This is a genomic window from Leptospira fainei serovar Hurstbridge str. BUT 6, assembly GCF_000306235.2.
Lineage (GTDB): Bacteria > Spirochaetota > Leptospiria > Leptospirales > Leptospiraceae > Leptospira_B > Leptospira_B fainei.
In genome coordinates this window covers 331,106-345,346 of record NZ_AKWZ02000010.1, presented here as the reverse complement: position 1 = coordinate 345,346, position 14,241 = coordinate 331,106, and the positions used below count along the sequence as shown (strand labels likewise).

8 protein-coding genes are annotated in these 14,241 nt (G+C 45.6%); 7 read left to right on the top strand and 1 reads right to left on the bottom strand.

Annotation, left to right across the window (positions count from 1 at the left end; translation table 11 throughout):
* The first annotated feature begins 38 nt into the window (after nt 1-38).
* From rplL to LEP1GSC058_RS10670, 6 genes are all read left to right on the top strand, one after another.
* A complete protein-coding gene (rplL, locus tag LEP1GSC058_RS10695) occupies nt 39-422 on the top strand; it encodes a 50S ribosomal protein L7/L12 (RefSeq protein ID WP_010414644.1) in 384 nt (127 codons plus the stop codon).
* Nucleotides 423-556: 134 nt separating this feature from the next.
* Nucleotides 557-4,237 (top strand): DNA-directed RNA polymerase subunit beta, encoded by a 3,681-nt coding sequence (gene rpoB, locus LEP1GSC058_RS10690; protein WP_016549627.1) that lies wholly within the window; start codon nt 557-559, stop codon nt 4,235-4,237.
* Nucleotides 4,238-4,249: 12 nt separating this feature from the next.
* A complete protein-coding gene (gene rpoC / locus LEP1GSC058_RS10685; protein ID WP_016550868.1) occupies nt 4,250-8,455 on the top strand; it encodes a DNA-directed RNA polymerase subunit beta' in 4,206 nt (1,401 codons plus the stop codon).
* A gap of 75 nt (nt 8,456-8,530) precedes the next feature.
* Entirely contained in the window at nt 8,531-8,905 is a 375-nt protein-coding gene (gene rpsL / locus LEP1GSC058_RS10680) for a 30S ribosomal protein S12 (RefSeq protein WP_010414637.1), read from the top strand.
* A 13-nt stretch (nt 8,906-8,918) separates the two neighbouring features.
* On the top strand, nt 8,919-9,392 hold the full coding sequence (gene rpsG, locus LEP1GSC058_RS10675; protein ID WP_010570855.1) for a 30S ribosomal protein S7: 474 nt from the start codon (nt 8,919-8,921) through the stop codon (nt 9,390-9,392).
* 337 nt (nt 9,393-9,729) lie between these two features.
* Entirely contained in the window at nt 9,730-10,578 is an 849-nt protein-coding gene (locus LEP1GSC058_RS10670) for a sterol desaturase family protein (protein ID WP_016549483.1), read from the top strand.
* Nucleotides 10,579-10,819: 241 nt separating this feature from the next.
* Here the strand turns inward: LEP1GSC058_RS10670 and LEP1GSC058_RS10665 are convergent, their stop codons facing one another.
* Nucleotides 10,820-12,328 (bottom strand): metallophosphoesterase, encoded by a 1,509-nt coding sequence (locus LEP1GSC058_RS10665; protein WP_016549633.1) that lies wholly within the window; start codon nt 12,326-12,328, stop codon nt 10,820-10,822.
* A gap of 114 nt (nt 12,329-12,442) precedes the next feature.
* Between LEP1GSC058_RS10665 and LEP1GSC058_RS10660 the strand changes: the two genes are divergently transcribed.
* The gene (locus tag LEP1GSC058_RS10660; RefSeq protein WP_016550843.1) at nt 12,443-14,167 is read left to right on the top strand and encodes a GMC oxidoreductase; all 1,725 of its coding nucleotides are present in this window, start codon (nt 12,443-12,445) and stop codon (nt 14,165-14,167) included.
* The last annotated feature ends 74 nt before the right edge of the window (nt 14,168-14,241 follow it).

Sequence of the window (14,241 nt, the reverse complement as noted above, 5' to 3'; positions counted from 1 at the left end):
TTAGTACAAAGGACCATACGGAATCAAAGGAGCACCCAATGTCTACCACTGAAGCGTTATTAGAGCAAATCGGCAAGCTGACCCTGGTCGAGGCAGCCGACCTCGTCAAAAAGATGGAGGAGAAGTTCGGAATTTCCGCAGCTGCTCCAGTAGCAGTTGCCGCAGCAGGCGGCGGAGCAGCACCCGCTGCAGCAGCTGAAGAGCCGGCATCTTTCAATGTCGTCCTGAAAGGCTTCGGAGATAAGAAAATCGAAGTTATTAAGGTAGTTCGTGAGATCACTGGTCTTGGCTTAAAAGAAGCTAAAGATTTAGTAGAAGCTGGCGGAAAAGCAGTGAAGGAAGGCGTTGCGAAAGCGGAAGCCGACGACCTGAAAAAGAAACTAGAAGCGGTTGGCGCTCAAATCGAACTCAAGGCTGTCTAATCTGTTCGGGGCTAGTCTCCTAGATACCAGATTACAATCCTTTCACTTAGGCAAGGAGGCCCAATGGACCTCCTTGCTTTATTGCTTTTATTCACATATATTATGATTTTTCATTATCCATTAGGGGGTATCCGATGTACGGTCAAGTAGAGAGAAAACGGGTAAATTTCGGTAAGATAACCAATCTGGATTACCTTTCCAACTTGATTCAGATTCAGAAGAAGTCCTTCGACTGGTTTCTTCAATCCGAAGTTAAAGATCCTACCAAGAGAAAAAACCAAGGGTTAGAAGCGGTTTTCCGCGAAACTTTCCCGATCGAAAGTCCGAATAACGACATGGTGATGGAATACAGTCACTATGTCCTTGGCGATCCTAAGAAATCACCGCAAGAATGCAAAGATACAGATGCGACGTTTGCACTTCCGTTAAAAGCGGTTATTCGTCTTATCATCAAAGAAACGGGCGAGATTCGCGAGCAGGTCGTTTACATGGGTGATCTTCCCGTGATGACCGAGCAAGGAACCTTTATCATAAACGGAGCGGAGCGCGTTGTCGTGAGCCAGCTTCACCGTTCTCCCGGGATTTTCTTTTCCTACGATGCGGAAAGAGACACGTATTCCGCTCGCGTCATTCCTTATCGCGGATCCTGGCTTGAATTCGAGATGGACAATAAGGGAATTCTTGTCGCCAAAATCGACAGAAAGAAAAAATTCCCGGCCACTCTTCTGATTAAGTCGTTAGGGCACGGAACGAACGAGGAAATTCTTCGTCTTTTTTACAAAGCTTCCAAAGCAAAACTCGCAGGTGGGAGTTCCCGCGAGCTAAAACGTCTAATCGGTCGTCGCGTGATTGCGGACGTTATCAACATGGAAACCGGAGAGGTCATGCTCGAAGCCGGTTCCAAGATCAACGAAGATAATATCTCCATCTTGAAAGAGATGAAGGTAAAAGACGTCGAATTAGTCGAGTTCCCTCGTGATAAGGATAACCCCGTTCTTGTAAACTGTTTGGAAAAAGACGGTGTCAACGATTACGAGGACGCTGTTCTGAAATTCCACGGAATCATGAGACAAGGCGAACCTTCCACCATTGAAAACGCCGAAACGGAGCTGAATCGCCTCTTCTTCTCCCATAAAACTTTCGATTTGGGCGACGTCGGTCGTTATAAGATCAATAGCAAATTCGAATTCAATAATCCGAAAGAATTTACTAGCGCAAAAGAAAGAGTACTTCGCCCGGCCGATATCATTGAAACCGTTCGTTATTTGCTGAATCTGATCTCCGAAACCGAGAACTATTATCCGGACGATATCGACCACTTAGGAAACCGTCGTATTAGATCGGTAGGAGAGTTAATCTCCAATCAATTGAAAGTCGGTTTTACTCGCGTTGAACGAGTGATCAAAGAGAGAATGACGGTTCAAGAAGTCGGGACTCAAACTCCGCAACTTCTGATTTCCATCAAACCGATCACGGCAGTTATCAATGAGTTCTTCGGTTCCAGCCAATTGTCTCAGTTCATGGATCAAACCAATCCGCTGGCCGAATTGACTCACAAACGTCGTCTTAACGCGCTTGGTCCCGGCGGTTTGTCTCGAGACAGAGCCGGATTCGAAGTGCGCGACGTTCACTACAGCCACTACGGTCGTATGTGCCCGATCGAAACTCCTGAAGGTCCGAACATCGGACTTATTCTGTCCATGTCTTCTTACGCTCGCGTAAACGACTATGGCTTCTTGGAGACTCCTTATCGGGTCGTTAAAAACGGAAAGGTCGCGAATCAAATCGAATACCTGACTGCGGATAAAGAAGAATATCATTATATAGCTCAGTCTTCTTCGGCAGTGGACGAGAAAGGAGAGTTTAAGAGCAAACTCATTTCTACTCGTCACCGTTCCGACTTCCCTTTCCGGAACCCGAACGAAATCCAGTATATGGATTTGGCTCCGATGCAAGTTGTTTCCGTTTCGACCGCATTAATTCCTTTCTTGGAACATGACGACGCGAACCGAGCATTGATGGGTTCCAACATGCAACGCCAGGCGGTGCCTCTACTCCGCCAAGAAGCTCCCTATGTGGGAACGGGAATGGAGAGCCGTGCCGCATACGACTCCAGAATTTGCGTGATCGCAAAACAAGACGGATACGTGAAATACGTAGACGCCGAAAAAGTCATCGTCGAGCAAAAGGGCGGAAAAGAATCCGATACGTACGACTTAACGAAATTTAAGAAAACCAACCAAGGCACTTGCTTCAATCAAACTCCCGTCGTCGGAGTGATTCACTCGGAGATCGACGGGAAAGTCAGTAAGGTGACCAAGGAAAAAATCGAAGTCACTGCGGATAACGGAAGCATAAAAGAATATAATCTGGCTTCGGGTTCTAAACAGTATCATCCGATCGTTTCCAACGGAGAAGAGGTTCGCAGAGGAACCACTCTTGCGGGACAAGTCGTCTTTGGCGAGAGAATGGATGAGCTCGGAAACATTCTGCAAAAAGGAACCGTTCTTGCGGACGGACCTGCAGTCGATAACGGAACTCTTGCTTTAGGACGGAACGTGCTCGTAGCGTTTATGCCTTGGGAAGGGTATAATTTCGAGGATGCGATCCTCATTTCCGAGAAAGTCGTGAAAGACGATATTTTCTCTTCTATTCATATCGAGGAATTCGAGATCCAAGCTCGGGAAACCAAATTGGGACAAGAGCAGATCACTCGAGATATTCCGAATCTCTCGGACAAAGCGTTCCGCGACCTGGATGAAACAGGTGTGATTCGTATCGGTGCGGAAGTGAAACCGGGAGATATTCTGGTCGGGATGGTGACTCCGAAAGGAGAAACCGATCTGACTCCGGAATACAAACTTCTCCATTCCATTTTCGGCGAAAAAGCGAAAGAAGTCAGGGATTCCTCTCTTCGTATGCCGAACGGGTTCGAAGGAACCGTAATCGATATTAAGCGCTTCTCCCGTGAGAAAGGCGACGAATTGCCTGCGGGCGTGGAAGAGATGGTCAAGGTTTTCGTCGCTCGTAAGCGTAAGCTTCTAGTCGGAGACAAGATGGCCGGGCGCCACGGAAACAAAGGCGTCGTAGCTCGGATCATGGCAGAGGAAGACATGCCTTACATGGAAGATGGTACTCCGATGGATATCGTATTGAATCCATTAGGTGTTCCTTCTCGGATGAATTTGGGTCAGATTTTCGAAACTCAGCTCGGATTGGCTGCAAGCCGTCTTGGAATCAACTTTGAGACTCCGGTATTCGACGGAGCGACCGAAGCCGATGTGGAAAAATATTGTAAGGAAGCGAATCTTCCTCTCAGTTCTAAATTTAGATTGTACGACGGACGGACCGGACTGCCGTTCATGAACGAAGTGTTCTGCGGATACATTTATATGTTGAAACTCGCTCACCTCGTTGACGACAAGATTCACGCTCGCTCGACCGGACCCTACTCTTTGGTTACTCAACAACCTTTGGGCGGTAAGGCTCAGTTCGGGGGACAGCGTTTGGGAGAAATGGAAGTGTGGGCGCTGGAAGCATATGGCGCATCCCATACTTTGCAGGAACTCCTCACCATTAAATCCGACGATATGTTGGGAAGGGCGAGAATTTACGAGGCGATCGTAAAAGGAATCCATTCCATCAAACCGGGAATTCCGGAATCATTCAACGTATTGGTACAGGAACTCAGGGGACTTGCTCTGGACATCGTCATCACCGACTCCGAGGGAAACACCGTGGATATCTCGGATTACGAAGACGAATATTCCAAGAGCAAAAAGAAGATTAAATTCGAGACCATCGAGAACGCCTAAGGGAAGGTTAGCATGAGATCCAATAACGACTTCGAATCAATTACAATCAGACTGGCTTCTCCCGAACGGATCAAAGAATGGTCCTACGGCGAAGTTAAAAAACCGGAAACCATCAACTATCGTACTCTGAAGCCGGAAAGAGACGGACTTTTTTGCGAAAAGATTTTCGGAACCACCAAGGATTGGGAATGCTATTGCGGTAAGTTCAAATCCATTCGATATAAAGGCGTGGTTTGCGACAAATGCGGAGTCGAGGTAACTCACTCCAAAGTTCGTCGCGAACGCATGGGCCATATCGAGCTCGCAGCTCCCGTTTCGCATATTTGGTACTATCGTTCGGTTCCTTCTCGTATGGGACTCTTGCTGGATATGACCATCAACCAGCTCAAGAGCGTACTATACTTCGAAAAGTATGTGATCATCGATCCGGCGGATACCGGTAGAAATCGCGGGGAACTCATCGACGAGGAAGAATATCACGCGTATTTGGACGAATACGGCGACAAATTCGTAGCCGGAATCGGCGCCGATGCGATTAAAGAACTTCTCTCTCGTATCGATGTAGATGCGGAAGCGCGTATCATCCGTCAAAAAATCCAAGAGAAAGAAAAAATCTCCGATAAGAGAATTCTTAAACGCCTCGAAGTATTGGAAGCTTTCCGGGATTCCGGTAATCGTCCTGAGTGGATGGTATTGGACGTTGTTCCGGTCATTCCTCCGGAACTTCGCCCGATGGTTCAGTTAGAAGGAGGACGCTTTGCGACTTCCGACTTGAATGACCTTTATCGTCGCGTAATCAACAGGAATAACCGTCTAAAACGTCTTCTTGCTTTGAAAGCTCCGGAAATCATCGTTCGTAACGAGAAGCGGATGCTGCAAGAAGCGGTGGATGCACTCTTCGATAATAGCCGCCGTAAGCGCACCGTAAAAGGAAAAGGAAATCGTCCTTTAAAATCCATTTCGGATATGCTGAAAGGAAAGCAAGGACGTTTCCGCCAAAACTTACTCGGTAAACGCGTGGATTATTCCGGTCGTTCCGTAATCGTAGTCGGTCCGGAATTGAAATACCATGAAATGGGTCTTCCTAAGAAAATGGCTCTCGAGCTCTTCAAGCCTTTCATTATGAAACGACTCGTGGATCTCGACTTAGCCCCTAACATCAAGTCGGCTAAGAAGAAAGTCGAAGCCGAAGAGAAGGAAGTTTTCGACGTTCTCGAAACCGTCGTAAAAGAGCATCCGGTCATGTTGAACCGTGCTCCGACTCTTCACCGTCTCGGAATCCAGGCTTTCTTACCGATCTTAGTGGAAGGAAAAGCGATCAAATTGCATCCTCTCGTCTGTCACGCGTTCAACGCGGACTTTGACGGAGACCAAATGGCAATTCACGTTCCGCTGACGCCGAAAGCTCAGTTGGAAGTGTGGATGCTTATGCTTTCCCCTCACAATATCCTAAACCCCGCTAACGGACACCCGATCTGCGGACCTACTCAGGATATCGTATTAGGAATTTATTATCTAACTTCGGAGCTTCCTTCGGAAGCGGGAGTTCCTCTCAAGTCGTTTGCCAACTTGGAAGAGGTGACTTACGCTATCGATCGAGGAGTGATCGAATATAGAACGAAAATATCGGTTCTTCACCAAGGAAAGATCCTGGAGACTACTCCGGGAAGATTGATCTTCAATACGGTTCTTCCCGAAGGATATCCGTACGTAAACCGTGCTCTTTCCGATAAGGAAACGAACAGAATTATCGCCGAAGTGTACGAGAAATACGGACCGGCGCAGACGGTTCTTATGCTCGACGATATTAAGAAATTAGGATATCGTTACGCTACTATTTTCAGCCCGACGATTTCCATCGAAGACATTCGCGTATCTCCGGGTAAAGTTACTCTGGTCGGCGATGCCAATAAGGAAGTCGAGCGCGCAGACGGTGAATACCGCAAAGGTATCATCACCAACGAAGAGCGTAAGAAAAAAGTGATCGAGATCTGGACTAAAACCAACGACCTCATCACCGATTCCATGTTCAAAGAGTTGGAGAAAGACAAAGGCGGATATAATCCGGTATTCATCATGGCGGCATCGGGAGCCCGCGGATCTAAACAGCAGATCCGTCAGTTGGCCGGAATGCGCGGATTGATGGCGAAACCTTCCGGAGAAATCATCGAGCTCGCAATTCGTTCCAACTTCCGAGAAGGATTGAGCGTTCTCGAATTCTTCATTTCCACTCACGGTGCCCGTAAGGGACTTGCGGATACGGCTCTGAAAACCGCCGATGCAGGTTACCTCACTCGCCGCTTAGTGGATATTTCCCAAGACGTGATTGTCGCAGAAGACGATTGTCAAACCGAAGAATGCATCACGTTAGGAACGGTAAAGGAAGGAGAAAACGTTATCGTTTCTCTCAGCGATCGCGTCTTCGGCCGCTACACCGCCGAGAATATCGTCGATCCCGTCTCCGAGGACATCGTATATCCGAAAAGCACCCTGATTACGAGAGAAGTCGGTCAGAAGCTGGAGAACCTAGGTTATGAAAAAATCAAGGTTCGCTCTCCTCTAACTTGCGAAGCTCGATGGGGAATCTGCATCAAATGTTACGGTATGGACATGGCTCGTTTGACTCCGGCAGAAATCGGAGAGGCAGTCGGAACCATCGCCGCTCAATCTATCGGTCAGCCGGGAACCCAGCTTACCATGCGGACCTTCCACATTGGTGGAGCGGCTTCCGCTAAGGTCCAAGAGAAGGAGCATAAAGTCGGGTACCGCGCGATCGTAAATGCGATCAACGGACGGACTTTATCTACGCTGGATCGAGGAATTATCTTTACTCGCCGCGGATCCATCGTGGTACAAAGATTGATCCAACAATTCAAGGCTTCCGATCTGACCAACCTAAGAGTGGAAGACGGACAAAAAGTGGATAAGGGAGAGCTCGTTGCGACTCTCGCTTCCGGAGAGAATGTTACTTCGGACGCACCGGGAACGATAAAAATCGAGAACGGTTTATTTAGAATTCTCGGAGAAGAAGCAGTCGTCCCAGTGAAGACCGGAACGACTTTGAATGTTAAGTCCACCGATATAACGGAAGCAAACCAAGCTCTAGCGGAGTTCGACCCGTATAACGAAATCGGAGTCACCGAGATAGAAGGAACCGCTCAATGGGTGGATCTGGAAGTAGGTAAGAACGTACGCCGAGACGAGGACGTTAAAACTTCTAACGTAAATTATAAAGTTATCGAGCAACGTAGGGATAAACTAGTTCCACGCGTTGTCGTTTCTTCCGGAGGAACCCGGGAAGAATATCTCGTCCCCGTGGATGCGATTCTTTCGGTGCAAAACGGAGATAAGGTTAAGGCGGGAGATATTCTGTTCAAGATTCCTACCGTTGCGGAAAAAACCCGGGATATTACCGGTGGTCTGCCTCGCGTGGACGAACTCTTCGAAGCTCGTCGTCCGAAAGACGCAACCACTCTCGCGGAAATGGACGGTAAGATCGAAGACAATGGAGAAATCGTAAAAGAAAAACGGGTTCTCTATATCGTTCCGGATAGCGAAGATTTGGACAAAGTCAAAGTAACGATTCCGATCGGAAAACAACTTCGTGTGCGTCACGGAGACTTCGTCAAACGCGGCGATCAGCTGGATGACGGGAATCTGGATCCGCACGATATTCTTCGAGTTAAGGGAGTTACGGCCCTTCAAGTATATCTGGTTCAGGAAGTTCAGGAAGTCTACCGCCTCCAAGGGGTGCATATCAACGATAAGCATATCGAGGTCGTAGTTCGTCAGATGATGCGGAAGGTTTTGATTACGGATTCGGGGGACACATCTTTCGTGAGCCAACAGCAAGTGGATCGTTTTATGTTCGTTGAAGAAAATAGACGAGTCATAGCGGAAGGCGGTTCTCCGGCACAATCGGTCCCGATTCTTCTCGGATTAACCAAGGCATCCTTAAATACCGAATCTTTCTTCTCTGCTGCTTCGTTCCAAGAGACAACCAAAGTTTTGACGGACGCTGCAATCAAAGGAAAGACGGACAACTTAGCGGGACTTAAGGAAAATGTGATCATCGGTCATATGATTCCTGCAGGAACCGGAATGAGAAAGTATCGCGACGTAGCGGTATTCAAGGAAACGTACGGAGACCTGGATCAACCGATAGAAGTGGAAGAGGAAGAGATTCCCCCAGTGATACCGGAAGATACGGAGAACTAAAGAGATTTACAATAGAGCGGGTACTGACGATCTGGTAAAATCGGGTCGTCACCCGCCTAAAAATAGAAGGGATTCATGCCTACAATTAGCCAACTTATACGCCACGGCAGGAAGAAACAGAAGAACAAATCTAAATCTCCTGCTCTTAAGAGTAGCCCCCAACGTAGGGGGGTTTGCACAAGGGTGACTACGTTCACTCCTAAAAAACCGAACTCAGCTATGAGAAAAGTCGCAAGGGTGCGTCTTACAACCGGAATCGAAGTAACCGCTTACATTCCTGGTGAGGGACATAACTTGCAAGAACACAACGTTGTTCTGATCCGTGGTGGAAGGGTCAAAGACTTACCAGGGGTTCGTTATCATATTATCCGCGGTACCTTAGACACACTTGGTATCGACAAACGTCGCAAAAGCCGTTCTAAATACGGAACGAAAAAACCTAAGGCGTAACGGGAGATAGGGAATGTCCAGAAGAAGAGGAAAAGTCGAGCCCCGCAAAATTCAGCCTGATTCGGTTTACAGCGACGCTCATATTGCAAAATTCATTAACTGTCTTATGGTAGACGGAAAGAAATCCGTAGCAGAGAGACTATTTTACGACGCACTCGAGTTGATTCAGAAGAAGACCGGAAATGATCCGTATGTAACTTTTAAAGAAGCTCTCGAAAACGTAAAACCACAGGTGGAAGTAAAATCACGCCGCGTGGGTGGTGTTACTTACCAAGTTCCTATCGAAGTTCGCCCCGAGCGTCGATTGGCTCTGGGAATTCGCTGGCTCATTCGTTATTCCAGAGACAGAAACGAAAAGGGAATGGCAAATAAGTTAGCGGCAGAATTCATCGAAGCCCAAAAAGGCACAGGTTCCGCTATCAAGAAGAAGGAAGATATCCGCAAAATGGCGGACGCAAACAAGGCGTTCAGCCACTACCGCTGGTAAGAAATTTCTTAGTACTGACGGCCCGGATTTTTTTCCGGGTGTGAAATGCATGTCTCTCGACTTGTTCGAGAAATCCCAATCAATGAAAGGAGGCAGAAGCCTCCTTTTTTTATTTCCAAGTTAACCGTCCAATACGGATCAAAATTTCAAAAGCATTCTAAGTTCTAGCGTTATGATTGAGAAGCTCGATCAGGGCGAATCATACAGAATGAATTCCGAGAATTCGTTTGAGCGCCAAATAATCGGGGGCTCTTTCTTCATTTCCGGAAAGATTTTTCAGAAGACGAAATGTCGATTTTATCTTAAGATAAAAGCGTAAATACAGGGGGGTTTCGCGATGAGGTTTACTTGCGAACTGAGTTGGGATTGCGTCGGAGGATTTGCGCTTTATCAGCTGATGATGAATTTTGTTCGCTATTATCCTATTGCGGGTCTAGCTTTCTTAATATTCTGGGTTTGGAAGAAAGGTTATTTTCAACGTTTTCGCATACAATCGACGTTCCCCAAAAAAGAACGCCTTATTTTCGAAATAAAGCAATCCGCGGTGACTCTGTTCATGTTTTGCGCCATCTCCGTTACGGTCTTTACGCTGTCCCGACTAGGCTACCTCCAAAGAAAGGTATATTATGATTTTTCATTGCATGGCGGCTGGTTCTACGCGATTTTTACGTACGTAGTCATTACGATTTGGCATGAAACTTGGTTTTATTGGATGCACCGATTGGTCCATTTAAAATCCATTTATCCGTATGTTCATTCCGTTCATCATAAATCCGTAAACCCTTCTCCTTTAGCAGCTTATAATTTTCATTGGGCGGAGGCGTTTTTAGAGGGAGTTTATATCGTTCCTATCATTTGTTTTTTACCCGTATACTATTACGTAGTTTTATTTCATACGTTTTACGCAATGATAATGAATATTTGGTGGCATCTAGGATACGAACTTTTTCCACAGGGTTGGGCCGGCCATCGGATCTTAAAATGGATCAACACGTCGTCTCACCATAATATGCATCATCAGAAATTTCACGGGAACTATAGCTTGTATTTTAATTTTTGGGATAGAATCATGGGGACGAATTTTCCCGATTACGAATCCTATTACGAGTCTGTGATTCGAAAAAGGAGTGATGTCGGCGAGACGGAAGCCCCCTTAAAAATTTCGACGACAGGGGGGATTACATGACTGATTTTCACTTTAATTCTTCCAGTTCGTTATGGTTCTTCATTGAAAGTTCTTGGGAAGCGAGAGGTTTCCGTTAAATTTCCGGAATTTCAGCTTTTCTAATCTATTTTCTATCGAGAATTCTTTATTTCAACCTTCTCAACGAGAGGCTTTACGGGTGAGCTTCGCGACTTGACTGCGACGAAATTCGAATATGAGCCGAAGTTCGAAGAATGACCGAATAAGAAATTATTCGGGTCTTTTACTCGTCCACTCGGGTCTTTAACATCTTTCTGCGTAATTCGATTTCTTTATGAAAGGACTCGGAAAGTTTTTTGAAAATGCCGGAAGAAAGATCGACCTTTTGAATTAAGGAATCATATAAAGGATTCGCGTCGTCTTTTAACCGATGAAAGGAAGGTTTTAGATCGCTTTCCTTATAAGCATGAAATGAAACGATATTCATTTCTTCGTCGATTAAGAGAATTGCTCCGCCGTGGGAACGCATTTCCTTAATCGTATCCACTACCCAGCCTCCGGTATTGTAAATTCGAGCTGATCGTTTATCTAAACCTAGATCTCGAGAATAAGATTCGAACGGTTTATGAGTGTGTCCGAAGATAAAAGAATATTCTTTCGGGAACTCGCGTTTCGTTTCGAGTCCCCACTGATACGGAAGAACCGTATCCAAGTATACGTCAAGGTTTTGTATTACTTCTTGGCTGAGTACCTCGTCCGACATTCCACGTTCGCTTTGTCCGACTTTAAGGATGATTCTTTGAAGAAAAAAAGATAACGCGTGTCGGACGAGTGATTTCAGAAAAGGAAGTATACTCAGGTTTCGAAGTAGATATTCCGATACGTTTGCCGATAATCTGCCGACCGCTTTCGAATCCTGTAGCATATCATAAACTAACCCGATTCCTTTGCCTACTTTACCGGATCTGCCCAATGTGGACCAAAAGAAATCGATCCAAGCGAAGTTCTCACGCTCAAGATCGTAGATTGATTCCGGCTTGTTCGGCTCGGGTTTGCTTTGAAATGGGAATTTATTTTTGAGCTTTACCCAGAAAGTAGCCGGCGCTTTTGATTTCGTAACTGCATCCATCTCCGGGAGAAGTACTCTTTGGATGGAACTCATCAACGAATAGATGTTTTCTAAGAAATTTCCGTGGCTCAGTATAATTGATTTGCCGCTGCTCTTTGTTCGAATTTCGTAATTCGGATAAGCGATCAGAGCTTTAGCTTGTTTCAAACGGGGATTCCGTCGTAATATCCCGGTAAGTAGGTCTGAAAGAATGAAATCCGGTTCGACCATCTTAGTGGTATGCCAAGAGTCCGCTATATGGTCGCGGGGTTTCAGGGCAGCAATGTAATCTACGTACTGTTTTTCTCTCGCAGTCTCCCAGAGATGGTGATCGTGATTACCTGGAATATATAATAGTTGGTCGGAAAAAATCGGTTTCGCAGTCGTATACGCACATTCTAAAAAACGCTCGAAAGTCATAGCAGCGTCGTTCATCCCTCCCAATGCCAATTCAAGAATGTCCCCCAGCAGGATAAACTGGGGGGGTTTACCGATTTTGTTAACTGAAGTGACGATCTTTTTTAAGCTCTCCATTAGATTTTTGAGAGCGGGAGAAGTTTTTAACGCGTTAACCGGAAATCGTTTACTCGGTGTAGCTCCGGGGACCTCCTCAATATTAGTGAGGAGGCTATTATAAGCTCCAAAATGAACATCAGAAACTACTATATAACGAATTTGGCTCATACTTTCTCGTGTGTGAAGTTATTAAAATATTGTAATTAAATCAATTAATTATTGCTTTTGTGGGACAAATAAAGCAAATAAGTAAACTTTTAGCCATTCGGAGAGGAGTTTACTTTGAAGAATTACGAAGCCATAATAATCGGCACGGGCTTTGGTGGTGCTATTAATGCGTGTAGGCTTTCTAAAAAATGGCCGGGAAAGAAGGTTCTCGTATTGGAGAGAGGAAAAGAGTATCCGATGGGCTCGTTTCCCCGATCCCCTCACGACATGTCTAAAAACTTTTGGAATATTCCGGAAGAGAAGCGCAAATTCCGGAATTCAAAAAGTAACGAGCGATCCACCGGTCTATTCGATATCCGAAACTATCCAAAGTTAGACGTGGTTCTTTCCGCCGGATTAGGCGGCGGCTCCCTGATATACGCGAACGTCTTCCTGGAACCTCCGGATAATATTTTTGACGATCGCTGGCCTAAATCATGCAAAAAATCCAATTTAAGACCGTATTATAAGATCGTTAAGTCCGTATTAGGTTCGAGACCGATTCCGAAAGCGGATACGCCGCGGAGAAAAATCGTACGCACCGAACTTTATCAACGCTTTGCAAAGTCCGAAGGGAGAAATTCAGAGCTGGCGGACATAAACGTCTTTTTCGGTAACGACTTCAAAAACCCGACGCCGATTGGCGTGCAAGAGAAGAATAAATACGGAGCGATTCAAACTTCATGCACTTATTGTGCCGAATGTGACGTAGGCTGTAATACCCACTCGAAGAATACGCTCGATTTGAATTATTTATTCGTAGCTCGACATAAACATCTAGCCGAAATCAGAACGGAACATATAGTCACAAAGATCATACCGCTAGGACCGAAGGGCGAGGAGGACGAAACTAAGCATGGAGAATTCGGTTATCGCGTTTATTTTTTAAATGTTAGCGGTTCCCAAACCGTTTCATCTTTTGCAGACGGAAAAAGAGTAGTAGTTTCGGCCGGTACACTAGGAACAACCGAATTGCTTCTTCGTTGCAAAACCGATTTTAAATCCTTACCAGATATCTCGGAAAAAATCGGCACCCAATTTTCAGGTAATGGAGACTTCCTCTCTTTTGTTGCTAAAGGAAAAGAGCCTGCGGATCCGAATTACGGACCAGTCATAACTCAATATACGGATTATAATCTTTTTAAGAATTATAATCCTAAAGAAGCGTTCATTTTAGAAGATGCAAGCTATCCGGTATTCGCTTCTTATTTTGTCGAAGGGGCAATTCCGATACTCTTTAGATTGAAATATCTTTTTTTTATAATGGGCCAGTTGATCCGCAGGGTACTTGACGGAAAAATATTCGGTAAAATCGGATTTCTATTGGGAGAATCGTTAAAAGGAAATTTATCATATTCATCGCTGGTCTTGCTTTGCATGGGAATCGATTCCGCCGACGGTCGAATGTATTTGGATCGCAAAAAGAATTTTCAAATATCTTGGCCGCAAAAAAAGAATATGCATCTGTATGATTCCATCATGGATGCAAATAGGAAATTTTACGAATATGCTAAAGGGGAGGCAAGATTCGCTATGCCGACTTGGGCCTGGCCGATCCGAAATAACGTTAGCGTACATCCGCTTGGAGGATGCATTTTAGGCGACTCTGTCAAGGAAGGAGTCTGCTCCGCCGATCCCAAACTGTTCGGGCAGGTTTTTAATTATCAAAATTTATATGTGGCTGACGGGAGCTTGGTTCCGACAGCGATCGGGGCAAATCCTTCGATGACAATTTCCGCTCTCTCGGAAAGAGTCGCCGAAGGAATTACCGGTAGAAAACCCGATATAAAATTGGCATAGTTCGAGTAAATGCAAAAAATATAATATTTAGGTTATGTATTTATTATTACCGTGTATTTCGGAGAGGATTAGAT